Source organism: Micrococcus cohnii (assembly GCF_014205175.1).
Taxonomy (GTDB): domain Bacteria; phylum Actinomycetota; class Actinomycetes; order Actinomycetales; family Micrococcaceae; genus Micrococcus; species Micrococcus cohnii.
In genome coordinates this window covers 490093-514510 of sequence record NZ_JACHNA010000001.1, presented here as the reverse complement: position 1 = coordinate 514510, position 24418 = coordinate 490093, and the positions used below count along the sequence as shown (strand labels likewise).

General features: G+C 71.2%; 25 protein-coding genes. 6 read left to right on the top strand and 19 right to left on the bottom strand.

Features of this window, described 5'->3' with window-relative positions; all coding sequences use genetic code 11:
- The first annotated feature begins 33 nt into the window (after positions 1-33).
- From HDA30_RS02415 to HDA30_RS02405, 3 genes are all read left to right on the top strand, one after another.
- Entirely contained in the window at positions 34-1389 is a 1356-nt protein-coding gene (locus HDA30_RS02415) for a nicotinate phosphoribosyltransferase (protein ID WP_343059272.1), read from the top strand.
- Between the two features lie 7 nt (positions 1390-1396).
- Positions 1397-2074 carry an isochorismatase family protein gene (locus tag HDA30_RS02410; protein ID WP_184242285.1) on the top strand — a complete coding sequence of 226 codons (678 nt, stop codon included), beginning with the start codon at positions 1397-1399 and terminating at the stop codon, positions 2072-2074.
- Positions 2075-2176: 102 nt separating this feature from the next.
- Positions 2177-2887: an AAA family ATPase gene (locus tag HDA30_RS02405; RefSeq protein WP_184241003.1), complete on the top strand. Its 711-nt coding sequence runs from the start codon at positions 2177-2179 to the stop codon at positions 2885-2887.
- Positions 2888-2934: 47 nt separating this feature from the next.
- Here the strand turns inward: HDA30_RS02405 and HDA30_RS02400 are convergent, their stop codons facing one another.
- The 5 genes from HDA30_RS02400 to HDA30_RS02380 form a co-directional block, all read right to left on the bottom strand.
- Positions 2935-4728 carry a DEAD/DEAH box helicase gene (locus tag HDA30_RS02400; RefSeq protein ID WP_184241002.1) on the bottom strand — a complete coding sequence of 598 codons (1794 nt, stop codon included), beginning with the start codon at positions 4726-4728 and terminating at the stop codon, positions 2935-2937.
- A 13-nt stretch (positions 4729-4741) separates the two neighbouring features.
- Entirely contained in the window at positions 4742-5104 is a 363-nt protein-coding gene (locus HDA30_RS02395; RefSeq protein WP_158495667.1) for a DUF3039 domain-containing protein, read from the bottom strand.
- Between the two features lie 61 nt (positions 5105-5165).
- The gene (locus tag HDA30_RS02390; RefSeq protein WP_184241001.1) at positions 5166-6764 is read right to left on the bottom strand and encodes a Tat (twin-arginine translocation) pathway signal sequence; all 1599 of its coding nucleotides are present in this window, start codon (positions 6762-6764) and stop codon (positions 5166-5168) included.
- The gene (locus tag HDA30_RS02385) at positions 6764-7534 is read right to left on the bottom strand and encodes an ABC transporter ATP-binding protein (RefSeq protein ID WP_184241000.1); all 771 of its coding nucleotides are present in this window, start codon (positions 7532-7534) and stop codon (positions 6764-6766) included. Before HDA30_RS02385 ends, HDA30_RS02390 begins: the two co-directional genes overlap by 1 nt.
- Positions 7535-7597: 63 nt before the next feature.
- On the bottom strand, positions 7598-8593 hold the full coding sequence (locus HDA30_RS02380; protein WP_246418679.1) for a co-chaperone YbbN: 996 nt from the start codon (positions 8591-8593) through the stop codon (positions 7598-7600).
- Between the two features lie 172 nt (positions 8594-8765).
- Between HDA30_RS02380 and HDA30_RS02375 the strand changes: the two genes are divergently transcribed.
- Positions 8766-10034, top strand: a complete 1269-nt coding sequence (locus HDA30_RS02375; RefSeq protein ID WP_343059271.1) for an AI-2E family transporter — start codon at positions 8766-8768, stop codon at positions 10032-10034.
- Between the two features lie 12 nt (positions 10035-10046).
- Here HDA30_RS02375 and HDA30_RS02370 read toward each other — a convergent pair whose 3' ends face one another.
- Complete coding sequence (locus tag HDA30_RS02370; RefSeq protein WP_425488380.1) at positions 10047-10400, bottom strand: hypothetical protein; 354 nt, start codon at positions 10398-10400, stop codon at positions 10047-10049.
- A 51-nt stretch (positions 10401-10451) separates the two neighbouring features.
- Between HDA30_RS02370 and nucS the strand changes: the two genes are divergently transcribed.
- A complete protein-coding gene (gene nucS / locus HDA30_RS02365) occupies positions 10452-11147 on the top strand; it encodes an endonuclease NucS (RefSeq protein WP_184240999.1) in 696 nt (231 codons plus the stop codon).
- Positions 11125-12342 carry a hypothetical protein gene (locus HDA30_RS02360; RefSeq protein WP_184240998.1) on the top strand — a complete coding sequence of 406 codons (1218 nt, stop codon included), beginning with the start codon at positions 11125-11127 and terminating at the stop codon, positions 12340-12342. The genes nucS and HDA30_RS02360 overlap by 23 nt, the downstream gene beginning before the upstream one ends.
- A gap of 159 nt (positions 12343-12501) precedes the next feature.
- Here the strand turns inward: HDA30_RS02360 and HDA30_RS02355 are convergent, their stop codons facing one another.
- The 13 genes from HDA30_RS02355 to prfA form a co-directional block, all read right to left on the bottom strand.
- Positions 12502-12777, bottom strand: a complete 276-nt coding sequence (locus HDA30_RS02355) for a F0F1 ATP synthase subunit epsilon (RefSeq protein WP_158495662.1) — start codon at positions 12775-12777, stop codon at positions 12502-12504.
- Between the two features lie 5 nt (positions 12778-12782).
- Positions 12783-14240 carry a F0F1 ATP synthase subunit beta gene (atpD, locus tag HDA30_RS02350; protein ID WP_158495661.1) on the bottom strand — a complete coding sequence of 486 codons (1458 nt, stop codon included), beginning with the start codon at positions 14238-14240 and terminating at the stop codon, positions 12783-12785.
- A gap of 58 nt (positions 14241-14298) precedes the next feature.
- A complete protein-coding gene (locus tag HDA30_RS02345; protein ID WP_158495660.1) occupies positions 14299-15192 on the bottom strand; it encodes a F0F1 ATP synthase subunit gamma in 894 nt (297 codons plus the stop codon).
- 75 nt (positions 15193-15267) lie between these two features.
- Complete coding sequence (gene atpA, locus HDA30_RS02340; protein ID WP_158495659.1) at positions 15268-16902, bottom strand: F0F1 ATP synthase subunit alpha; 1635 nt, start codon at positions 16900-16902, stop codon at positions 15268-15270.
- A gap of 91 nt (positions 16903-16993) precedes the next feature.
- Complete coding sequence (locus HDA30_RS02335) at positions 16994-17809, bottom strand: F0F1 ATP synthase subunit delta (protein ID WP_158495658.1); 816 nt, start codon at positions 17807-17809, stop codon at positions 16994-16996.
- The gene (locus HDA30_RS02330; RefSeq protein WP_158495657.1) at positions 17806-18360 is read right to left on the bottom strand and encodes a F0F1 ATP synthase subunit B; all 555 of its coding nucleotides are present in this window, start codon (positions 18358-18360) and stop codon (positions 17806-17808) included. The genes HDA30_RS02335 and HDA30_RS02330 overlap by 4 nt, the downstream gene beginning before the upstream one ends.
- Positions 18361-18449: 89 nt before the next feature.
- Entirely contained in the window at positions 18450-18665 is a 216-nt protein-coding gene (locus HDA30_RS02325) for a F0F1 ATP synthase subunit C (protein WP_158495656.1), read from the bottom strand.
- A 166-nt stretch (positions 18666-18831) separates the two neighbouring features.
- The gene (gene atpB / locus HDA30_RS02320; RefSeq protein WP_158495655.1) at positions 18832-19632 is read right to left on the bottom strand and encodes a F0F1 ATP synthase subunit A; all 801 of its coding nucleotides are present in this window, start codon (positions 19630-19632) and stop codon (positions 18832-18834) included.
- A 233-nt stretch (positions 19633-19865) separates the two neighbouring features.
- On the bottom strand, positions 19866-20321 hold the full coding sequence (locus HDA30_RS02315) for a hypothetical protein (RefSeq protein ID WP_184240997.1): 456 nt from the start codon (positions 20319-20321) through the stop codon (positions 19866-19868).
- Positions 20318-21451, bottom strand: a complete 1134-nt coding sequence (locus tag HDA30_RS02310) for an MraY family glycosyltransferase (RefSeq protein WP_184240996.1) — start codon at positions 21449-21451, stop codon at positions 20318-20320. The genes HDA30_RS02315 and HDA30_RS02310 overlap by 4 nt, the downstream gene beginning before the upstream one ends.
- Positions 21452-21521: 70 nt before the next feature.
- Positions 21522-22328 carry an L-threonylcarbamoyladenylate synthase gene (locus HDA30_RS02305; protein ID WP_184240995.1) on the bottom strand — a complete coding sequence of 269 codons (807 nt, stop codon included), beginning with the start codon at positions 22326-22328 and terminating at the stop codon, positions 21522-21524.
- Positions 22312-23226, bottom strand: a complete 915-nt coding sequence (gene prmC / locus HDA30_RS02300; RefSeq protein WP_184240994.1) for a peptide chain release factor N(5)-glutamine methyltransferase — start codon at positions 23224-23226, stop codon at positions 22312-22314. Before prmC ends, HDA30_RS02305 begins: the two co-directional genes overlap by 17 nt.
- Complete coding sequence (prfA, locus tag HDA30_RS02295) at positions 23223-24359, bottom strand: peptide chain release factor 1 (protein WP_158495650.1); 1137 nt, start codon at positions 24357-24359, stop codon at positions 23223-23225. The genes prmC and prfA overlap by 4 nt, the downstream gene beginning before the upstream one ends.
- Positions 24360-24418 lie beyond the last annotated feature (59 nt).

Genomic DNA, 24418 nt, shown 5'->3' with positions numbered 1-24418 from the left:
TCTACGCGCGGGCGGGCAGATAGGGTGGGGCGCGTGACTGACACCACCGAGCCCCGCGGCGCGGCGCACACGAGCTACGACTGGCGCACGCCGACCGCGCTGATGACCGACCACTACGAGCTGACGATGCTCCAGGCCGCCCTGCAGGCCGGCACCGCACACCGGCGCAGCCGCTTCGAGCTGTTCACGCGCCGGCTCGGCGACGGCCGCCGCTACGGCGTGCTCGCCGGCACCGGCCGCGTGCTCGAGGGCCTGTCCCGCTTCCGCTTCGACACGGCCGAGCTCGATCACCTGGCAGACACGCGCGTCGTCGACGACGCGACCCTGGACTGGCTCGCCGACTTCCGGTTCTCCGGCACGATCACCGGCTACGCCGAGGGCGAGGTGTTCTTCCCGCACTCGCCGGTCCTGCAGGTCGAATCCAGCTTCGCCGAGGCGTGCGTCCTGGAGACCTACCTGCTCTCCGTGCTCAACTACGACTCCGCCGTGGCCTCGGCCGCCTCGCGCATGACGGCCGTCGCCGGCGACCGCCCGTGCATCGAGATGGGCTCGCGCCGCACCCACGAGGAGTCCGCCGTGGCCGCCGCACGGGCCGCGGTCGTCGCCGGTTTCGCCTCCACCTCGAACCTCGAGGCGACCCGCCGCTACGGTCTGGCCACGGGAGGCACCGCCGCGCACTCGTTCACGCTGCTGCACGACTCCGAACGCGCCGCGTTCGAGGCGCAGGTCGCCGCACTCGGCGCGGACACCACCCTGCTCGTGGACACCTACGACGTCGAACAGGGCGTGCGCACCGCCGTCGACGTGGCCGGCCCCGCCCTGAAGAACGTCCGCCTGGACTCCGGCGACCTGATCGGCCAGGCCCATGCGGTGCGCGAGCTGCTGGACACGCTCGGCAACACCGAGACGGGGATCATGGTCACCTCCGACCTCGACGAGTACGCGATCGCGCATCTGCGCTCCGCCCCCGTCGACGCGTACGGCGTGGGCACCCGCCTCGTCACCGGCTCCGGCGCTCCGACCGCGTCGATGGTCTACAAACTCGTCGCCCGCCAGGACGACGACGGCCAGTGGGTGGACGTCGCCAAAGCCGCCACGGGCAAGATCTCGCACGGCGGGCTCAAGGACGTCGCCCGCCGCAAGGACGCCCGAGGCCGCGCGGTCGCCGAGATCATCGGCGTGAACCGGGTGCCCGACGCCGACGCCGACGACCGACCGCTGCTGCACGACTTCGTCGTCGACGGGCAGCTGCTGGACGGCTGGACCGGCCCCGAGGCCGTGACCCGCGCCGCCCGACGCCACCGTGACTCCCTCGCCGAGCTGCCGCAGACCGTGGGCCGGCTGCAGGCCGGCGAACCCGCTATCCCGACCATCTTCCAGGAGGCCTGAGATGACCATGACCGAGCCGAAGCGCGCCCTCGTGATCGTCGACGTGCAGAACGACTTCTGCGCCGGCGGCTCCCTCGCCACCGACGACGGCGCCGAGATCGCCGCCGCGATCACCGAACACGTCAGCGAGCGCCGCGGCGACTACGACGCGATCGTGATGACCCGCGACTGGCATGTGGACCCCGGCACGCACTTCGCCCCCGCCGGCACGGAGCCGGACTTCACCCAGACCTGGCCCGTGCACTGCGTGGCCGGCACCCCCGGCGCCGAGCTGCACGAGCAGCTCGATGTCGAGGAGATCGCCGCGGACGCCGAATTCCTCAAGGGCCTGCACGACGCGTCCTACTCCGGCTTCGACGGCCGCCTCGGCGAGCCTGACCTCGTCCGCTCCGGCGAGGGCGCCTCGGCACCGGCCGGGCCCTACGGGGCGACCGCCGGCGACGAGGCCGCGGTCGCCGACGACGCGCCGACCCTCGACGAGTGGCTACGCGAGCAGGACGTCGACGCGATCACCGTGGTCGGCATCGCGACCGACTACTGCGTGAAGGCGACGGTGCTCGACGGCCTGGACGCGGGCTACGACGTCACGGTGCTGGCCGGGCTGACCGCGGGCGTGGCCGAGGAGAGCACCGCCGCCGCGCTCGAGGAGATGGCCGAGGCCGGGGCGCACGTCGTCGAGGGCTGAGCCGGCGCGCCGCGGCGGACTGTGCTCGCCGAGGCGCGCCAAGCTCGCCGACACACCGAGCAGGGACCCCGAGGCACGCCCTGCCGAGAGGAGCACAGCGGGATGGAACTGAACCGGCTGCCGTTGCGCCGGGTCGAGGAGCACCCGCTCGCGCCCCTGCCCCGCGACCGCTGGCCGGCCGACGTGCCGGCAGTGACGCAGCTGCTCGAGACGGGCCTGGATCTGGACGCGGCGACCGTGCTCGTCGGGCCGAACGGGGCCGGCAAGTCCACGCTGGTGGAAGCGATCGCCGAGGCCTTCGGTCTCAACCCAGAAGGCGGCACCCAGAACGTGCGCCACGAGACCCGGCGGACCTCCTCCGAGCTGCACGAGCACCTGCAGCTCGTCCGCGGGGCCGGGGCGCCGCGCTCCGGCGTGCACCTGCGCGCCGAGAGCATGTACGGGGTGTTCACGTACCTCGAGTCCGTCTCTCGGGGACCCTCCCTGCACCGCATGAGCCACGGCGAGGCGTTCCTCGCCTTCTGCCGCGAGCGAGCAGGCGTCCCGGGCCTGTGGGTGCTCGACGAGCCCGAGTCCGCACTCTCGTTCGAGGGCTGCCTCGACCTGCTCGCCCAGCTGCGCGTGCTCCTCGAGAGCGGGTCCCAGGTGTTGCTCTCGACGCACTCTCCCGTGCTCGCCGCCCTGCCCGGCGCCCGCATCCTGGCCGTCGACGACCGCGGCCTCACCGAGACCGACTACGACGAGCTCGAACTCGTCCAGCACCATCGCCGGTTCCTGGCCGACCCGCAGCGCTACCTGCGGCATCTGGGCTGAGCCGGGGCGCACGTCGTCGAGGGCTGAGCCAGCGCTCCGGCGGGGGCTCAGGACCGCCCGACGAACCAGCCGCGGATCCGCTCTAGGCGCGCCTCGAGCTGTTCGCGCGAGGCCTGGGCGACCGCCGGGCCGCCTGAGATCTCGCGCAGCCGGTTGTGGATCACCCCGTGCGGGGTGCCCGTGCGCGCCGCCCACGCCGAGACCATCTTCGACAGCTCCGATCGCAGCTGCTTCATCCGCCGGTGGTCCACGACGTCGGCGGACTCCTTGGGCGCCTCGGCCGCCGCGGGCCGGCGCTTGATCTGCTCGGCCTGTCGGGCGCGCAGCAGCTCGGAGACCTGGTCCGCGTCGAGCAGGCCGGGGATGCCCAGGAAGTCCAGCTCCTCCTCCGAGCCGACGGCACCTCCGGTGCCGAACTCGGCACCGTCGAAGAGCACCTTGTCGAAACTCGCCTGGGACTCGAGTGCCTGGAATCGCACCTGGTTCAGCGCGTCTGAGGCCCGGTCCTCGCGATTGGCCTCGGCCAGCAGGTCCTCCTCGGGAGCCTGCTCGAGGTCCTCGACGGTGACGCCGCCCTCCTTCTTATCGAGGGCGTGGTCCCGCTCGGTCTCCATCTCATTGGCCAGCAGCATCAGGTGCGGCACCGAGGGCAGGAACACGCTGGCCACCTCGCCCTTCTTGCGCGAACGGACGAAACGGCCGACCGCCTGGGCGAAGAACAGCGGCGTCGAGGTGCTCGTCGCGTACACGCCCACGCACAGCCGGGGCACGTCGACGCCCTCGGAGACCATGCGGACCGCGACCATCCACCGCTCATCGGACTCAGAGAACTGTTCGATGCGCTCGGAGGCGCCCTTGTCGTCGGAGAGGATCAGTGCCGGCTTCTGCCCGGTCAGCGCCTCCAGCTGGGCGGCGTAGGCGCGCGCGTCCTCGTGGTCCGAGGCGATCACCAGCCCACCGGCGTCGGGTACGCGCTGACGCACCTCGCTCAGCCGGCGATCGGCGCCGCGCAGCACCGCCGGGATCCACTCACCCTGCGGGTCGAGGGCGGTGCGCCACGCCGAGTTCGTGATGGCCTTCGTCGCCGCCTCACCGAGCTGGGCCTCCATCACCTCGCCCGTCGAGGTCTGCCAGCGCATCTGGCCCGAATACGCCATGAAGATCACGGGGCGCACGACGTTGTCTCGCAGCGCCGGACCGTAGCCGTATGTGTAGTCCGCCTTCGACCGGTGGATGCCGTCCTGGCCCTCGACGTACTCGACGAACGGGATCGTCGCCGTGTCCGAGCGGAACGGCGTACCGGTCAGCGCCAGCCGACGGGTCGCCGGGTCGAACGCCTCGCGGATGCCGTCGCCCCAGCTCAGCGCGTCACCGCCGTGGTGGATCTCATCGAGGATCACGAGGGTCTTCTCGGCCTCGGTCCGGTTGCGGTGCAGCACGGGCTTGTTCGCCACCTGCGCGTAGGTCAGCGCGACGCCGATGTACTCGGCGCCGTGGCGCCCGTCGGAGTTCTTGAAGTTCGGGTCGATCGCCAGACCCACCCGCGCCGCGTTGTCCGCCCACTGCCGCTTGAGGTGGTCCGTGGGCGCGACGACGGTCACGCGGCGCACGACACCAGAGTCCACCAGGATCTTGGCGACGCGCAGCGCGAACGTCGTCTTGCCGGCTCCGGGGGTGGCGACGGCCAAGAAGTCCCGCGGGGCCTCCGACAGGTACTTCTCCAGCGCCTCCTGCTGCCACTGGCGCAGCTTGGGGGCCGTGCCCCAGGCCGCCCGCTCCGGCATGGCCGGGGGCAGGTCCTCGCCGACGTGGAAGAGCGCCTCGGGAGAGTTCTGACTCATCAACCGGCGCGGATCAGCGACGACCGCGGCCGAAGAAACCGCCCCGACGACCCGAACCGCCCGAGTCGCCCCCGCCGTCCTGCGGCTCGCGCAGACCGTCGTAGATCTCCTTGCACTGCGGGCACACCGGGAAACGCTGCGGGTCCCGGCCGGGCACCCACACCTTGCCGCACAGAGCGATCACGGGCTCACCGGTCACGGCCGACTCGGTGATCTTCTCCTTGCGGACGTAGTGCGCGAAACGCTCGTGATCGCCGGGCTCGACGTTCTGCAGCTGCTCCTCACGGTCGAGCACCGAGGTGCCGCCGCCGGCCGGGGCCGAGACGGAGTCGAGGCTGCTGCGGGGGGTCGTCACGAACTCAGCGATGCCAGTCATGCGGTCGATTCTACGACGCCGCGCCGCCGAGGCCACTGCCGAGGGCGGCGGCACGGTCGGCTCAGAACGACTGCACGGCCTGGAAGGTCTCGGCCTGGCACCGATCGAGCCACCGTCCGCCGAGGCGGATGCCCAGCCACAGCGCCGCCGCGCCCCAGAGCAGGCAGAACACCCCGGTCGCCCAGCCGAGCCATGCCGCCTGCGTCACCGCATAGGCGACGGCGAGGCCGAGCATCGGCAGGGTCAGCAGAGCGCTGACCGCCATGGTGGCGACCTGCACCAGGGCCGTGCGCATCATCGAGCCCTGAGGCGTCGCGAACGGGCTCTCGCCCGGCTTCTGCACCGGGTACACGAACCGGGCCGAGACGAACGAGGCCAGGCCGAGCATCACCGCGAAGGTGCCGAGGCTCAAGCCCAGCAGCGCGGGCAGGTGGTGCCACGCGTCCGCCAATCCCGCGGCGAACAGGCTCGTGAGCACCGTGGCGCTCACCCCGCCCGGGGCGACGGCGAGCGCGCGTCCGGCCCGGTCGTGTACCCCAGCCACGGCAGAGACCATGTGCAGGTGGAAGGCCGTGTTGTCGTAGGCGATGTCCGCGCTGATCGCGAAGCCCAGGGACCAGGCGACCAGCGGCGGCAGGAAGAAAAGCAGCATCGCGCCGGGACCCGCGGCGCTCTGGGAGAACCAGACCATCATGACGGCCAGCAGAGGCAGAGCCACGAGCGAGGCGGAGTACCGGGGGTCCTTAAGCCAGTACACCTGGCAGCGCGCGGCGATGGCCGTCACGGGTCCGGCGGCCGGCCGGCCGAGCCAGCGCAGCGGTCGAGACTCGCTCACACCGGCGGGTCGCGTCCTCGCGCCGACGACCGTGACGGGCTCGACGATCCGCCGCAGGGCGAGCGTCCACAGCCAGACGGCGCCCGCGCACCAGCCCAGGGCGACGAGCAGCCGCACCGCCGCCAGGCCGAATGAACCGCCGGCGGCGGCCGAGCCCGCGCCCAGGCCCGCGCCGAGCGGCGTCCAGGCCAGTGCCTCGGCGACCGCGGGCAGCACGGAGGCGATCTGTGCGAGCGACTCGACCGCCTGGCTGATGAGAATGCCGCCGAGCATCAGCGGCACGAACAGCACCAGCGAGATGACCTCGCGCACGCGGCGCTGACCGGTGTACGCCGAGAGCAGGCCCGTCAGGCCGTAGCCCAGGCACACGGCGGTCACGGCCGTCACGCCGGCGCCGACCAGGGCGACGGGCAGGGCCCCGGGCACGTCCCACCAAGAGGCGGCCACGCCCAGCAAGACCAGCAGCGTGCACACGCCGATCGGCGTCGTCAGCGCGCCGACGGCCAGACCGGTCACCAGCGGCACACGACGCAGCGGGAACATCTGGAAGCTGCGCGGGTCGAGCGTCGCGTCGACGCCCGTGAGCACCGGAGGCAGGACCGCCCAGGCGAGGACGACGCCCGAGGCGGCGCCGATCGTGACGGCCGCACGCACGCCGTGGTCGACCCCGGGCAGGCCGAGCAGCAGCGAGACGACGACCATCAGAGCCAGGCCGCCGAAGTACAAGGCGCCCAGAATGCTCAGCACGAGCGTGGCGGTGGACTTGCGCCAGCTGTTGACGGTCAGGGCCCAGCGCAGGCGTATCAGGGTCGCGACGGTGCGCATCACAGCCAGGCCAGCCCCTCGCCCGTGTGCCGCCCGCCAACCAGGTCCACGAAGCGGTCCTCGAGGTCGCGGCCATCGCGCACCTCGTCGACCGTGCCGGCCGCGCGCAGCCGCCCGTCGGCGATCACCGCGACGTGCGTGCACATGCGCTGCACCAGGTCCATCACGTGGCTCGAGACGATCACGGTGCCGCCCCGGTCGGCGTAGTCGGCCAGGATGTCGCGGATGTTCGCCGCAGAGACCGGGTCGACGGCCTCGAACGGCTCGTCGAGCACGAGCAGCTCGGGCGCGTGGATCATGGCCGCGGCCAGCGAGACCTTCTTTGTCATGCCCGCCGAGTAGTCCACGACCAGCTTCCGCCCGGCCTCCTGCAGGTCCATCACCCGCAGCAGGTCCTCGGTGCGGCGGGCGACGGTCTCCGCGTCGAGGCCGTGCAGCAGCCCCGAGTAGGTGATCAGCTGGGCACCGGAGAGGCGGTCGAAGGTGCGCACGCCGTCGGCCAGGACGCCGACGCGGGACTTCGCCTCGAGCGGGTCGGCCCACATGTCGACACCGTGGATCCACGCGCGTCCGTGGTCCGGGCGCAGCAAGCCCGTCGCCATGGACAGGGCGGTGGTCTTGCCGGCGCCGTTGGGGCCGACCACGCCGTAGAACGAGCCGGCCGGCACGTCGAGGTCCAGCCCCGCGACGGCCTCCTTCTCGCCGAAGCGCTTGGTCAGTCCCCTCGTGACGAGGGCCAGGTCAGGATCCGGGGCATTCTCGGCGCGCATGGTCGCACCGTATCAGCGCCGCACCGCGCGAACGCGACCGGTCCCCGCCCCCGACGCGCCGGCTCAGAACAGGGCCATGGCCAACTGCCGACGCGACGTGTTCACCCGCGGGTCCTCTCCCCCGACGACCGTGTACAGCTCCACCAGGTGCTGACGGGCTGTCTCGCGGTGCTCGTCACGGTGCGCGCTGATGAACCGCACCAGGCGTGAGAACGCGTCCTCGACGTGCCCGCCGAGCACGTCCAGGTCCGCGACGGCGATCTGCGCGTCCACATCGTCCGGGTTCTGCGCCGCCGCCTCGCGCGCGGCGGCGAGATCGGCGTGCTGCGTGCGCACCATCAGCTTCGCCGCGGCCAGACCCTGCACAGCGGCCTCGTCGGCCGGGTTCTCGTTGAGGGCCTTCTCCCACGCCGCGACGGCGCCCTGCGCATCGTCATTCGCAAGCGCCTCGTGGGCGGCCCGGTGCGATTCGGGGATCGGGGCCGGCTCAGGGTCCTGGGCGCCCGGACGGGACTCGGCGACGGGCGGAACCTGCCCCGAGACCCCGTTCTGCTGAGCGACCTGCAGAATCTGGCCCATCAGATCCTGCACGACGTCCGCGGGTACCGGCTGGTTGACCAACGGCACCGGCTGACCCCCCACGAGCCCGACGACGGCGGGCCCGGCCTGCAGGCCGAACGCCTGCAGCAGCTGCGGCTGCGCCTGCGCGTCGACGCGGGCCATGACCATGCGGCCGCCCTGGGCGTCGACGGCATCGGCGAAGACGTCGAAGAGCTGCTGCGACGACTCATCACCGGGCAGATCCAGGTGCACCAGCACTGGCACCTGAGCGGAGAGCTGCACGAGCTGCTGCAGCACCTGCTGGTCGGCCTGCCCGATGACCCAGGACCCGTCGGCGGAACCGGCCTGACCGGCCGCCTCGGCACCCGCGGCAGGACCGGCTGCCGCGGCGGGGGCGGGCCCGGCCAGGCTCGACAGGTCCACCGCGCCGCGCAGGCTCGCGGCTCGGCTCATCGGGTCCGCGCCGGAGCGCGAGGGCTGAGGGGTGTTCGTCGGCATGGCAGTGTGACTCCTTGACGTGCTCCACGTGGTCCGAGGGCCCACGCTAGCGCCTGGCGGCCCCGTCCGTCGCCTCATCGGCGCGGACGCGGCAGTTCCGGTCCGCGGGGCGCTGCTCCGCGGGCGGACGGGCGCGGGCTCCCGGTGGGCGCCCTCCCGTACCCTGTCCGGTGTGGACCAGCACGGCGACTCCCTCCCCGGTGACCGCGCGCCCGCCTCTCGGACGGCACGGCTGCTCGAGCGGGCGCGCCGGCTCAACCCTGCGCGTCCTCGGCCGACCTTCACGGTGCAGGAGTGTCACGACCGGGCCGTGGCTCCGGCCCCGACGGACGAGGACGGTCAGGAACCGGCCGGGTACGGCGACCCGGCCCGGCCGGTTGATCGTCACGACCGTCCGCACAGCGGGCTGCAGTTCGGCTCGCCCGTGGCCCTCGGATTCCTTCTGACCACGGGCGTCGGCCTGGCGCTGGTGATCTTCACGGTCATCTCCGCCAACCAGCAGCTGCTGGTGTGGATCATGGCCTCGCTGTTCATCGCCCTCGGCCTGGACCCGATCGTGCGCCGCTTCGAGTCCTGGGGAGCCCCGCGCGGGGTCGGCGTGAGCGCCGCCGTGCTCGGCCTGGCCGCCCTGCTCGCGGCATTCCTCGCGCTGCTCGTGCCGACGGTGATCGACCAGGGCACCCAGTTCGTGCAGGGCCTGCCGGGAACGATCGACGAGATCATGGCGTCCGCCTGGTTCCAAGAGCTGGACCGCCAGTTCCACGTGCAGGAGGCCATCCAGGCGCAGCTGGCGGGAGGCGGCGCCGGCGGCGACCCAGAGCGACTGGCCACCACGTTCGTCGGCATCGGCACGGCCCTGATGAACGCGGTCAGCTCGACGATCGTGATCCTCGTGCTCACGCTCTACTTCCTCGCCTCGCTGCCGCACATCAAGTACTGGGCCTACCGGCTGGCCCCGCACTCCAAGCGAGCCCGCGTGGAGTACCTCGCAGAGGAAATCACCTCCTCAGTCGGCCACTACGTGATGGGCCAGTCCCTCGTGGCGCTGCTCAACGGCGTGGTCGCGTTCATCGCCCTGATGATCGTCGGCGCGCCGTTCCCCGCGCTGTTGGCGTTCGTGGCGGCCCTGTTCGCGTTCGTCCCGCTGGTCGGGGCCATGCTCGGCGGCATCCTGCTCACGTTGATCTCGCTGACCGTCTCCTGGCAGACCGCCGCCGTGTTCGCGGCCATCTACTTCCTGTACCTGCAGATCGAGGCCTACGTGGTCTCCCCCCGCGTGATGCGACGCGCCGTCGCCGTGCCCGCGACCGTCGCCGTCATCGCCGTGATCGCCGGCGGCACGCTGCTGGGCGTGCTCGGCGCGCTCATGGCGATCCCGACGGCCGCGGCCGTCATGCTGCTGCTGCGCGAGGTGTTCATCCCCCGGCAGGACCGCCGCTGAGGCAGCGCGCGCTCAGCGCGTCGGGCGGGTCCGCCAGCACACCGGGTGCCAATGGCGGCGGTCGGCGGCCGCCTCCTCATCGCCCATGATCCAGTCGCTGCGCCACGCGACCAGATGCGCCACGCCCTGACGGATGGTGCGGCCGCATCCGGGGCAGGTGTAGTCCTTCACAGCCCGCCACGCCGGGATCTGCCGCACGTGCCAGCCACCGTCGCCGGCCAGATCATGGCTGTAGCCGGTGTCGATGCCCAGCATCGCCTCGAGTGCGTCAGCGCGTCCCGGTCCGGCGGGACGGCGTCCCGCTCCCGGGGCCGGCGTACGGGTGCCGCGGCGGCGGCGCGAGTTCTTGCGAGGCACGCGGCCCATCGTGGCACAGCCCGGACGGGCCCTGCAGGAACCGGCCCGTACACTGGTCCGGTGCGTCTGGTGATTGCCCACTGTTCCGTGACCTACGAAGGCCGGCTGAACGCCCACCTTCCCGCCGCGACCCGCCTGCTGATGGTCAAGGCCGATGGCTCCGTCCTCGTGCACTCCGACGGCGGTTCCTACAAGCCGCTGAACTGGATGTCGCCGCCGGCCACACTGCACGTCGAGCAGCCCTCGGAGGACCAGGCCGCACAGGGCGCGACCGAGGTGTGGCGCGTGCAAGCCAAGAAGTCCGACGACCGGCTGACCGTGCTGCTGCACACGATCCACTCCGACGTCTCCCACGACCTCGGCATCGACCCCGGCCTGGTCAAGGACGGTGTCGAGGCCGACCTGCAGCGCCTGCTGGCCGAGCAGATCGAGACGCTCGGCGACGGGTACACGCTCGTGCGGCGCGAATACATGACGGCGATCGGCCCGGTCGACATCCTCGCCCGTGATTCCGAGGGCGCGACGGTGGCCGTCGAGCTCAAGCGCCGCGGCGATATCGACGGCGTCGAACAGCTCAGCCGCTACCTGGAACTGATGAACCGCGACCCTCGTCTGGCACCGGTGCGCGGGGTCTTCGCCGCCCAGCAGATCAAGCCGCAGGCCCGGACGTTGGCCGAGGACCGCGGGATCCGCTGCCTCACCCTGGACTACGACGCGATGCGCGGGGTGGACGATGCGGACTCACGCCTGTTCTGAGTCCCTGGTCGTCGTCGGCGCCGCTCCGGTGCACGACGTCCGCGTGCCGATGCACGACGGGCGACCGGGCTCCCCGCTCGGCGAGGCCCTCGTGCGGGTCGAGGACGGCCGCGTCACCGGATGGTCTCCGGCCGCGAGCGCCGAGGCCGGGGTGGCACGGGCTGAGCGGGACGAGTCGCTGCTGCTGACCCCGTCCCTGATGGACCATCACGTCCACGGCGGTGCCGGCGTCGACCTGGCCACCTGTTGGACCGAGCAGGCCGAGCACTGGCTGCGCGCTCGGCGGGCCGCCGGTGTGGAACACGTGATCGGCTCGCTGCCGTCACTGGCCGAGGAGCAGACGGTCTGCGCGGTGGCCCGGCTCGAGCCCCTGTGGCGGCGCGGGCTGCTGGCCGGGGTGCACCTCGAGGGCCCGTTCCTCTCCCCCGACCGCGCCGGTGCGCACCCGTCATCGGTGCTGCTGCAGCCCCGCAGCCGTGCCGGGCGGCGCCTCCGCGCGTGGCTGGACGGGCTGCCCCGAGGTCTGCTGCGCGCCATGACCTACGCCCCAGAACTGGACGGCGCGGCGGAGCTGGCCGCACAGTTGCGCGGCCGCGGCGTGCTCGCCTGCCCGGGGCACACCGACGCCGACATGCCGACCATGGCCGGCGCCCTCGCGGCTGCCGCCGATGGCGGAGATCACCGCGACGAGGCCGACGCGAACACCGTGGTGACGCACCTGTTCAACGCGATGCGCGGCTTCCACCACCGCGATCCCGGACCGGTGCCGTCGGCCCTCGCCGCCGGCCGAGCCGGGCACGCCCGACTCGAGCTCATCGCCGACGGCGTCCACGTCGATGACGCTCTGGTGGCCGCGCTGCTGGGCGATCGGTCCCTGCGCGGGGCGCTGCTGTTGGTCTCCGACGCGGTGGCCGCCACCGGAGCCGGTGACGACGCCTCCCTGCGCCTCGGCCACGCCCTGCTGCACAGTCGCGACGCCGTGCCGTGCCTCGGCCCGGGCGAGCCCGACGACCGCCGCGGACGGACAGCGCCGACGCTCGCGGGCGGCGCGTCCAGTCTCGACGCCCAGTTCCTGCGCCTGCTGCGTCAGGGAACGCCGGTCGAGGCCCTCGTGCCCGCGGTCACGAGCGTGCCCCGCCGCAGCCTGGACCCCGAGCAGCGGCGGTCCCACGGCTGGGTCCTCTGGCGACGCTGAGCCGGAGGACCGGGCCAGTGGCGAGCGTGCGCCGGTGGCGAGCGGGCCACGTCGGCCCAGCAGACCCTCCTGACGCGCCTCAGGCCCGGCACCGGAGCGGATCCGGTGTCGGGCCTGAGGCCGGGACCGTCGGGACGGTCCGCGTCGGGTGAGCGGGGGTCAGGCCGTGGCGGCCGACCCGAGCGAGGCGCTGTGCGCGGCGATCACGACGGTGTCGTTGTCCACCGAGAAGAAGCCGCCCTCGGCCTGCGCCGTGATGGTCTGACCGTCGGTGGCTCGCACCACGACCTCGCCGTCGCCGAGGACGGCGAGCAGCGGGGTGTGGCCGGGCATGATGCCGATCTCACCGTTGATGGTGCGCGCGGAGATCGAGGATGCGGTCCCCTCCCACACGGCACGCTCCTCGGAGACGATCTGAACGTTCAGCTCAGCCATCCCGATCAGCCCTCGGCCTGGATCTTGGCCCACTCGCGCTCGACGTCGTCGAGGCCGCCGACGTTGTAGAACGCCTGCTCGGCGACGTGGTCCAGGTCGCCGTCGCAGATGGCCTTGAAGCCCTCGACGGTGTCCTTGATCGAGACGGTCGAGCCCTCGACGCCGGTGAACTGCTTCGCCGTGTAGGTGTTCTGCGAGAGGAACTGCTCGATCTTGCGGGCGCGGCCCACGGTGATCTTGTCCTCCTCGGAGAGCTCGTCCACGCCGAGGATCGCGATGATGTCCTGCAGCTCCTTGTTCTTCTGCAGGATCTGCTTCACGCGGGTCGCCACGTCGTAGTGCTCCTGGCCCACGTACTGCGGGTCGAGGATGCGCGAGGTCGACGCGAGCGGGTCCACGGCCGGGTACAGACCGCGCGAGGCGAGGTCACGGGTCAGGTTCGTCGTGGCGTCCAGGTGGGCGAACACGTTGGCCGGAGCCGGGTCCGTGTAGTCGTCCGCCGGGACGTAGACGGCCTGCATCGAGGTGATCGAGTGGCCGCGCGTCGAGGTGATGCGCTCCTGCAGCAGACCCATCTCGTCCGCGAGGTTCGGCTGGTAACCCACGGCCGAGGGCATGCGGCCCAGCAGCGTGGAGACCTCGGAGCCGGCCTGCGAGAAGCGGAAGATGTTGTCGATGAACAGCAGCACGTCCTGGTTCTGCACATCGCGGAAGTACTCCGCCATGGTCAGAGCCGACAGGGCCACGCGCAGGCGGGTGCCCGGCGGCTCGTCCATCTGGCCGAACACGAGGGCGGTGTCCTTGAGCACGTCCGCCTCGTCCATCTCGACCCAGAGGTCGTTGCCCTCACGGGTGCGCTCGCCCACGCCGGCGAACACCGAAGTGCCGCCGAAGTTGCGCGCCACGCGGGTGATCATCTCCTGGATGAGCACGGTCTTGCCCACGCCCGCGCCGCCGAACAGGCCGATCTTGCCGCCCTTGATGTACGGGGTCAGCAGGTCGATGACCTTGATGCCCGTCTCGAGCATCTCGGTCGAGCCCTCGAGGTCGGCGAAGTTCGGGGCCGGACGGTGGATCGGCCAGCGCTCCTGCACGTCAAGCTCGGAGATCGGCATGTCCAGGGTGTCACCCAGGACGTTAAACAGGTGGCCCTTGACCACGTCGCCGACCGGCACCGAGATCGGCTGGCCGGAGTCCTGCACCGAGGCGCCGCGGACGAGGCCGTCGGTCGACTGCAGGGAGATCGCGCGGACCATGTTGTCACCGAGGTGCTGGGCGACCTCGAAGGTGATCGTGCGGGTCTTGCCGTTGACGGTCAGCTCCGCGGTCAGCGCGTTATAGACCTCGGGCATGGCGTTCGGAGGGAACTCGGCGTCGATCACGGGGCCGATGATGCGGGCGATACGCCCGGCGGCGCCGCCGGTCGAGGTGCCGGTGCCCTGATCGTTGATGGTGGCAGTCATCTCTCTCACTTCTGAAATCGTGTGTGGATGGCGGGTCTGGACGTCTGGAGCCGCTGGCTCAGGAGTTGTTCAGCGCGTCGGCGCCGGCGATGAGCTCGGTGAGCTCCTGGGTGATCTCGGCCTGGCGAGCGTTGTTCATCAACAAGGTGTACTCGTCGATGAGGCTCGAGGCGTTGTCACCGGCCGACTTCATGGCGCGCTGGCGGTTCGCGAGCTCGGATGCCGCTGCCTGCAGCATCGCGTTGAAGATGCGCGACTCGATGTACTTCGGCAGCAACGCGTCGAGCACCTCCTCCGCGTCCGGCTCGAACTCGTAGAGCGGAAGCACCTCGTCCGCCTCGGAGACGTCCTTCTCGACGATCTCCAGCGGCAGCAGACGCACCACGTGCGGGTTCTGTTTCACGAGCGAGACGAACTCGGTGAAGACGATGTGGATCTCGTCGACGCCGCCGGCGGAGGTGTCCGTGAGGAACGCGTTCACGAGCGTCTCGCCGATCTCCCGGGCGCGCTCCGCGGCCGGGGCGTCGGTCTCACCGGTCCACACGCCCTTGTACTCGCGGTGCCGGAAGTCGAAGTAGCCCTGTGCCTTGCGGCCCACGACGTACACATCGGCTTCTTTGCCCTCGTCGGCGAGGCGAGCGAGCAGCTCCTCGGACTTGCGCAGCACGTTCGCCGAGTAGGCGCCGGCCAGACCGCGGTCCGAGGACATGATCAGCACGGCAGCCCGAGTCGGGTTCTCCGGCTCGGTGGTCAGCACGTGGTCGAGGTCGTGCTGAGTCGAGACAGCCGACACGGCGCGCGTGATGGCGTTCGCGTAAGGCAGCGACTGATTGACCCGCTCACGCGCCTTGGTGATGCGGGACGTGGCGATCAGTTCCATCGCCTTGAAGATCTTCTTCATCGACTTCGTCGATGCGATCTTCTGACGGTAGACCCGGATCTGGGCTCCCATGGTGGTCCTTTCCCTGGTGGAGCCCGGGCGGTCCGGCGCCGGCTGACGCCGGACCGCCCGGTCACTTCACGCTGGTCAGCGCTTCTGCTTGGTGATCTGCTCCTGGGCGACGTCGCCGGAGTCGATCGCCTGATGCTCCTCAGTGCCGGCCGCGACGCCGTCGCTGCCCGAATGCTGGAAGCCCTTCTTGAAGTCCTCGATCTCGCGGGTCAGGACCTCGAGCGTGTCGTCCTCGATCTTGCCGGTGTCGGCAATGGCCGGCAGGACCAGGTCCTTGCGGCGCAGGTGATCGATGAACTCCTGCTCGAAGCGCAGCACGTCGCTGACGGGCACCTCGTCCAGGTGCCCCTTCGAGCCGGCCCAGATCGAGACGACCTGCTCCTCCACCGGGTACGGCGAGTACTGCGGCTGCTTGAGCAGCTCCATGAGGCGCTCACCGCGGGCGAGCTGACGACGCGTGGCCGGGTCCAGATCCGAGGCGAACATCGAGAAGGCCTGCATGTCGCGGTACTGGGCGAGATCCAGCTTCAGGGTGCCGGAGACCTTCTTCATGGCCTTGACCTGCGCGGCGCCGCCGACGCGGGACACCGAGATGCCCACGTCCACGGCAGGGCGCTGGTTGGCGTTGAACAGGTCCGACTGCAGGAAGATCTGGCCGTCGGTGATCGAGATGACGTTGGTCGGGATGTAGGCCGACACATCGTTCGCCTTGGTCTCGATGATCGGCAGACCGGTCATCGAGCCCGCGCCCATCTCGTCCGAGAGCTTTGCGCAGCGCTCGAGCAGGCGGGAGTGCAGGTAGAACACATCGCCCGGGTAGGCCTCGCGTCCCGGCGGACGACGCAGCAGCAGGGAGACGGCACGGTAGGCCTCGGCCTGCTTCGACAGGTCGTCGAAGATGATCAGCACGTGCTTGCCGCCGTACATCCAGTGCTGGCCGATGGCCGAGCCCGCGTACGGAGCCAGGTACTTGAAGCCCGCCGGGTCCGAGGCCGGGGAGGCGACGATCGTGGTGTACTCCAGCGCGCCGTGCTCCTCGAGGGTCGCGCGGACGCCGGCGATCGTCGAGGCCTTCTGGCCCACGGCCACGTACACGCAGCGCACCTGCTTGTTGACGTCGCCCGACTCCCAGTTGGCCTTCTGGTTCAGGATCGTGTCCACGGCGATCGCGGTCTTGCCGGTCTGGCGGTCGCCGATGATCAGCTGACGCTGGCCGCGGCCGATCGGGATCATCGCGTCGATGGCCTTCATGCCGGTCTGCAGCGGCTCGTGCACCGACTTGCGCTCGGTCACGGTCGGAGCCTGCAGCTCGAGGGCACGACGGCCCTCGGCCTCGATCGGTCCCATGTCATCGAGCGGCTGGCCCAGCGGGTCCACCACGCGGCCCATGAAGGCGTCGCCCACCGGCACGGAGAGGACCTCCCCGGTGCGGTGCACCTGCATGCCCTCGCGGATGTGCTGGAACTCGCCCAGCACGACCACGCCGATCTCGCGGGCCTCGAGGTTCTGGGCCAGGCCCAGGGTGCCGTCCTCGAAGCGCAGCAGCTCGTTCGCCATGACGGAGGGCAGCCCCTCCACACGGGCGATGCCGTCCGCGGCGGTGAGCACGTGGCCCACCTCGGTGCGCTCGTTGCCGGTCGGTTCGTACGATGCCGCGAAGTCGTTCAAGGCATTGCGGACATCGTCAGCATTGATGGTCAAGTCGGCCATCTGCAGTCCCTGCTCTCTTTGCGTTGGTGATCATCGACGTGACGATGATGCGTGAGGTTCGTAGGTTCGCTCTCCCGTGCGGAGACGGCGCTCAGGCCGCCATCCGGCGCTGGAGGTCATTGAGTCGGTTGGACATGGAGCCGTCGATGACGTCATCGCCCACCTGGACGCGAATGCCGCCCACCACGGCGGGATCGACGGTGACGTCGAGCACCAGGTCCCGGCCGAAGGCTCGGTTCAGACCCGAGGACAGGCGTGCACGCTGCCCCTCGTCCAGCTCCCGGGCCACGGTGACGTCCGCGATCCACTGACGCTGGCGCTGGGCCACGACGTCGGCGAACTCGCGCACGGCACGGAAGGGCTTGCGCCCACGCGGTGCCGTCACGGCGCGCGCCACCAGCAGGCGTCCCGACTGCGAGGAGTCGGCTCCGAGCAGCCGCTCGGCCAGGCGCCTGCGCGCCTCCACCGGCGCCTGCTGGTCCGTCAGGGCCCACTGGACCTCATGCGAGGTCTCGGCGGTGCGGTTGAACGCGAGGAGCTCGCGGGACAGTCCCGCCAGCCCGTCATGTCCGCCGCGCTCGGCCTCGGCCGCCGCCGCATGCGCCGCGACGGTCTCGAGAGCGTCGCCGAGATCACGCTCGGCCGACCAGCGACGGCCGGCCAGGTCCTTGAGGACCTGGAGCGCACCGGGGGTCAGACGCCCGCCGAACAGGGAGTCGACGAGCCCGTGACGACGCTCGGTGCTCCAGGCCGGATCCGTGAGCGAGCGGCGCAGCGCACCGTGCTCGTCCAGCACGTCCAGCGCGCTGAACAGCTCAGAGGACAGGGCCACGCCGCCCTCGGCCAGTGCCGGTCCGGACGCCGTGAGCACGGCGTTCAGCGAGTCCCTCGATGCGCCCGCCATCATTTGGCGACACCCGCGCTCTGGTGCTGATCGAGGTCAGCGAGGAAGCGGTCCACGACGCGCTGGGAACGAGCGTCGTCGTTGAGCGACTCGCCCACGATCTTGCCGGCCAGGGTGGTGGCCAGCGTGCCGACCTCGGTCCGCAGCTGCGTGGAAGCCTGCGCGCGGTCGGCGGCGATCTGGGTGTGGGCCTGCTCGGTGATGCGGTCCGCGTCGGCCTGGGCACGCTCGCGCGCTTCGGCCACGATCTGGGCGGCCTCGGTGCGGGCCTCCTCGCGGATGCGGTTCGCCTCCTGGCGGGCGTCGCCGAGCTGCTGCTCGTAGTCCGCCATCATCTGGTTCGCCTCGGCCTGGGCCTTCTCGGCCTTGGCGAGACCGCCCTCGATCGCCTCGACACGGTCCTGGTAGGACTTCTCGAGGGACGGGACGACGAACTTGATGACGAGGAACATCAGAACGGCGAAGCCCACCGCGGTGATGAGAATCTCCCACGGGTTCGGGACGAGAGGGTTCGCGCCCTCAGCCGCTCCGAGGATCAGTGCAGAGCTGATCATGTTTCAACCATCCTTCGGTCTGTGAGTCCTACGTTCACGGGACGGCGACGGCGCGCTGCCGTCTCACGCCCCTGGCTGCGAGGCAGGAGTCAGCCGCCGATGACGAAGGCGAAGACCAGGCCCAGAATGGCGAGGGCCTCGGCGAGGGCGAAGCCGAGCAGGGCGATCGGCTGGAGGATGCGCTGCGCCTCCGGCTGGCGGGCGACGCCGTTGATGTAGGCCGCGAAGATCATGCCCACGCCGATGGCGGAGCCGATGGAGGCCAGACCGTAGCCGATGAGGTTGAGGCTGCCGTGGATTTCCATTGTGTTCCTTTCGCAGTGCCGGGACACCTTCCCGGCAGTGTTGTGCGGAGGTTCCCGGACGGGTCACGGCCTGTGCCGCGGCCCGGGAAGCCGTTGCGTGTCCCCCGGCGGGGCGCTGCCCGCCGACGTCCACCCCGGGGCGACGGCGCCGCCCCGGAAGTCTGTGTCAGTGGTCGTTCGCGTCGATCGCACCCTGGACGTAGATCGCCGTCAGCAGGGTGAAGACGAACGCCTGCAGGTACATGATCAGCAGCTCGAGGAAGTAGAGCGCGACCGAGGCGATCACGACGAGCACGCCGGTGCCGGCGAGCATCGGGTTGCCGGTCTCGGTGATCAGGTATGCCGCGCCGGCGCCGGCGAGCATCACGATCATGTGGCCGGCGAGCATCGTCGCCATCAGACGCAGCGAGTGCGTCAGCGGACGGACGATGAAGTTCGAGATGATCTCGAGCGGCACGAGCAGCGGGAGGATCCAGCCGGGCACGCCCGAGGGCACGACGGCCAGCTTGAAATAGCCAGGACCGTGATGGCGGACGCCGACGGCGATCCAGATGATGTATACGATGATCGCGATCGCGTAGGCGGAGCCGGCGTGGGAGAAGCTCGGCAGCTGCAGCAGCGGGATGGCGCCGAAGATGTTGTTCACCAGGATGAAGAAGAACAAGCCGAACAGCAGCGGGACCCACTGCTTGAAGTTCTTCTCGCCCAGGATGTCCTTCGCGATGTCGTTGCGCACGAAGGAGTAGCCCGACTCGGCGAGCCACTGGGCGCGGCCCGGAACCAGCTTCGGCCGGCGCATCGCCCACATGAAGAAGCCGGTGATCAGGGCCACCGAGAGGAAGATGAGCAGCATCTGCTTGCCGAACCCGGTCTCGTATTCGGCGCCCCACGGAAAGATTTCCGGCAGGTGGCCGTCACTGATGGTGGGCGGGGTGAAGCCGCCGCTGGCGAGCACGAGGGATAGCACGCGATTCCTCTCTGAAGTGATGCGTCGACGAACCCGGCCCCGGCGTCCCGATCCGCGCACGGACAGACGCTGGCAGCGGTGCCGTGAAAGGAGTGTGGTCGCATGCGGCGGCACGCTCTGGCCGTCGATTGTGATCTGAGATAACGATACCAAACCGTGAGGATGCGCTCGACCCGACCAGGGGTGCTCTCGCCCACGAAATCAGCGTGTGACAGCGGGTTTCACCGGGTCGCTCAGTCGTAGATCCGGCGACGTGTGCGAGAGAACACAGTCATCTCGGCGCCCTGCCACACGACGACGGCCACGAGTGCGCTCACGCCGGCCGGGACGGCCATGACCCAACCGGGCGTCGGCACCACGCCAAGCAGGACGCCGAAGAGGATCAGCTTGAGCACGAACGCCCCGAGGGTCAGGGGGATCGCCTGCTCCCGTGCGTGGTCCCAGGCCCAGGCCGTCACGGCCAGGGTGCCGGCCGACAGCGCCACGACGAGTCCGCCCCCGAGCACCGCCGATGCGGCGGCAGCGGCGCCGGCGACGAGCGCGCAGACTGCTGTGCTCGCGGCCACGGCCATGCCCGTGACCACGAGGCAGGCGCGCAGGATGCCCCACCAGCCGCGGGTGTTCTCACGGCCTCGACGGGGACGAGGCACCGGCCTCGGGCGTGAGGCGCCTGCCGGGTTCGGGCTCATGCTGGACCGTCCTCTCCGCGCCGCAGCGCACGACGCCGCCGTCGTTCCCGACGCCGCCCGGGGTGCATGACCACGGCGGCCGTCGCGAGCAGCACCGCCCCGAGCACCGGCAGCACGATCGCATCGTCGACGAAGTTCAGCGACACCGCCCCCCAGGAGACGAGGAAGCTCCACAGCCACAGCAGAGCCACCGCCTGGGGGTGGGTGTAGCCGCCGTCGACGAGCTTGTGGTGCAGGTGGCCGCGGTCCGCCGTGAACGGGCTGGAACCGCGGGCCGTGCGGCGGATCACCGAAGTGACGAGGTCGAGCAGGGGCAGGGCGAGCACGGCCAGGGGCAGCAGGATCGGCATGTACGCCGGCACGTTCCGGAAGCGGAACCCGCCGAGAGCGCCCACGTCCGCGGTGACAGCGACGGCCGCGGTGGACAGCAACAGGCCGATCAGCAGGGCCCCGGTCTCCCCCATGAAGATGCGGGCCGGGTACACGTTGTAGGGCAGAAACCCGGCCGTGGCTCCCACAAGCAAGGCCATCAGCAGGGTCGCGAGGTTGGAGTAGTCGAACTGGTCGATCGTCCGGGTCAGCAGGTAGCTGTACACGAAGAACGCGGAGCCGCCGATCAGCGCGACGCCGGCGGCCAGCCCGTCGAGCCCATCGACGAAGTTGATCGCGTTCATCGTCAGCACGATGACGAACACCGTCAGCGCGATCTGGGCCAGCTCGCTGCCCACGGCGATCCACCCGACGGGCATCGCCTCCACGCGGATGCCACCGACCGCCACGGCGAGGGCGGCGGCGATCTGTCCGGTCAGCTTGCCCCACCAGCGCAGGTCCCAGAGATCGTCGACGAGGCCGGTGATCACCACGACGCCCAGGGCGACCAGCAGTCCATGCAACGGCCTGGAGTCGGCGAAGATCCCGTCCATGAACGGGATCGTGCCGGCCACGGTGAAACCCGTCAGCGCCGCGAAGACCATCGCCATGCCACCGAGCTTCGGAACCGCTCGGGTGTGCACGTCCCGCAGCCGCCGCGGCGTGTAGGCCCGCCCGTGCAGGGCGAGGCGGCGCACCGCAGGGGTCGCCGCCGCGCACATCAGCGCGGTGACGGCGATGACCAGCAGATAGGCGCGCATGGCGGGTTCGTGGACCTCGGATCAGTGGGGACGGGAACGCAGGATGAGCGGCTCGACGCGGGGCGGCGCCTCAGCCGCGCGGCTCGGCCGACTCCGACGACGGGGTGCTGTCAGCCTCGGGCGCGGCGTCGCCTACGGCGTGCGCACCCTGAGCGGCGTCAGCAGACTGCGGCCGCTCGTCATCCTCCTGCAGCAGGCGTTCAGCCGGCACGGGCGCCTCCTCGCCCTCGGCGACGAGGTCCGGGACGGTCTCGCGCAGCACCTCGAGGGAGATCGCACCCTGGCGGGCCACCCGGAACGGGGTCACGGTGCAGTCCACGATCGTGGAGGGCGCACCCTCGGTGCGGGGTCCGCCGTCGAGGTAGACCGACACGGACTCCCCGAGCATCTCGCGGGCCTGCTCAGCCGTCGTGGCCGCCTCCATCCCCGTGCGGTTCGCCGAGGACACCGCCAACGGGCCGGTCGTGTAGAGCAGCTCGCGAGCGATCGCGTCGTCCGGCACGCGCAGAGCGACGGTGCCGCGGGTCTCCCCCAAATCCCACGTCAGGGTGGGCTGGGACTTCAGGATCAGGGTGAGCGCGCCGGGCCAGTGCCGTTCGGCGAGCTTCTCCGCTTCGGCCGGAACCTCGATGGCCAACCCGTCCATGACGCGGCGATCGCCGATGAGCACCGGCGGGGGCATCGTCCGACCGCGGCCCTTGGCCGCAAGCAGCACGGCGACGGCCTGCGGCGAGAACGCGTCCGCGCCGATGCCGTAGACGGTGTCCGTGGGGAGCACGACGCACTCGCGCCGGCCCACCGCCTCGTGGGCACGCTCGACGGCATCGGACAGGGAGTCGGTCTGGGTCACGTCGATCAGCTCAGTCACGGGGGCCATTGTTCCACTCCCCGACCCGACTGGTCGTCGCCGCACGGGTCGCCGTCACGAAACGCGGGCGCCCGGCCAGGTCCTCGTGACCTCGAAGCCCCGACCAGTCCCCGGTGACCTGCAACGACGCGAGCAGTGACTCGGCGTGTGACTCGTCGTGTTCCATGGCGAAGAATCCGCCCGGGCGCAGCAGCCGGGAGGCCGCCGCCGCGATGCGCAGCGGAATCCGTGTGCCGCTGACGTCGCCGCCGTAGAGCGCGATCTCCGGGTCGGCTCGTGCCTCGGTCTGATCGGGAACCTGGCCGGCGGGCACATAGGGCGGATTGGCCACCACCGCGTCGAAGTCTGCACGCAGGTGGGTCCAGCAGTCGGCCGCGTCGGCCAGGACCAGGTGCACCCCGAGCGGCTCCAGGTTCTCTCGGGCCCAGGCATGCGCCACCGGATCGAGCTCGACGGCGTGCACCTGCGCCGGACGGCCCGCACGACGTCGGGCCTCGGCGATCGCGGCGGCGAGCGCCCCCGATCCGGTGCACAAATCCGCGATCCGAGGCGCCTCACGGGACTCGACCGCGCTCAGGACCGCGTCGACGAGCAGCTCCGTCTCCGGCCGGGGCACGAAGACACCGGGGCCGACCCGCAGTCGCACCCGGTGGAAGTCCGCGACGCCGGTGAGGTGCTGCAGCGGCTCACGCTGGGCCCGGCGGTCGACGAGGCGGTCGAAGGCCCGGGCGTGCGCCGCGCTCTGGGCGTCACCGCGCAGCACGGCCGCCACGGCGGCGCCGCGGTCGACGCCGAGCACCTGCGCGGCGAGCAGTTCGGCGTCCACGCGCGGGCTCGACACGCCCGCGGCGGCCAGCCGGGTGGTCGCCGAGCGCACGGCCCGGGACCAGTCGGGAGTGCCGCTCACCGGCGGGCTCCGCACCGCTCGGTCGGCTCGCTCTGCTCGGCCCGGCTCTGCTGCCCCACAGCGGCCAGGCGCTCGGCCTCGTCCATGGCCTGCAGCGATTCGATGACCGGATCGAGGGCGCCGTCGAGGACCGCGTCGAGGTTGTACGCCTTGTACCCGGACCGGTGGTCGACGATGCGGTTCTCACCGAAGTTGTAGGTGCGCACGCGCTCGGACCGATCCAGGGTGCGCACCTGGGAGTGCCGAGCCGCGGACTCGGCCTCCTCCCGCTCGCGGCGCTGCAGGTCCAGCAGACGCGAGCGCAGCACGCGCATCGCCGCCTCGCGGTTCTGGATCTGCGACTTCTCGTTCTGCATCGACACGACGATGCCGGTGGGCACGTGCGTCAGACGCACCGCGGAGTCGGTGGTGTTCACCGACTGTCCGCCGGGGCCGGAGGAGCGGAACACGTCGACCTTCACCTCGTTCGGGTCGATCTGGATCTCCTCGGGTGCATCGGCCTCGGGGAAGACGAGCACGCCGGCCGCGGAGGTGTGGATGCGCCCCTGCGACTCGGTCGCCGGCACGCGCTGCACCCGGTGCACGCCGCCCTCGAACTTCAGGGCGGCGAACACGCCCTCGGCCGGGTCGGAGGACGAGCCGCGCACCGCTACCTGCACGTCCTTGTACCCGCCCAGCTCGGAGTCCGTCGACGAGAGCACCTGCGTGCTCCAGGAGCGCGATTCGGCGAAGCGCAGGTACATGCGCACCAGGTCAGCGGCGAACAGCGCGGCCTCTGCACCGCCCTCGCCGGCCTTGACCTCGATGATCACGTCGCGTCCGTCGTCCGGATCCCGCGGGATGAGCACGCGGCGCAGCCGCTCGGCCGCCGTGTCGTGCCGCTCCTGCAGGCCGGGCAGCTCGGCGGCGAACACCGCCGCGTCCTCACCCGGCTCCTGGGCGAGTTCGCGAGCGTCGGCCAGGTCGGTCCGGGCGGTCGCCCAGTCCCGGTGCGCCGCGACGACCGCCCCGAGCTCGGCGTACCGGCGCCCGAGACGCCGCGCCAGCGCCGGGTCTTGATGCACGGCCGGATCGGCGAGACGCTCGGTGAGCTCACGGTGCTCGGCGAGCAGGGGGTCGACGGAGTCGAACACGGGCGGTTCCTTCCAACGGGGCGGGCGGCCGCGGTGCGCGCACGCACGGTCGGCGGCGG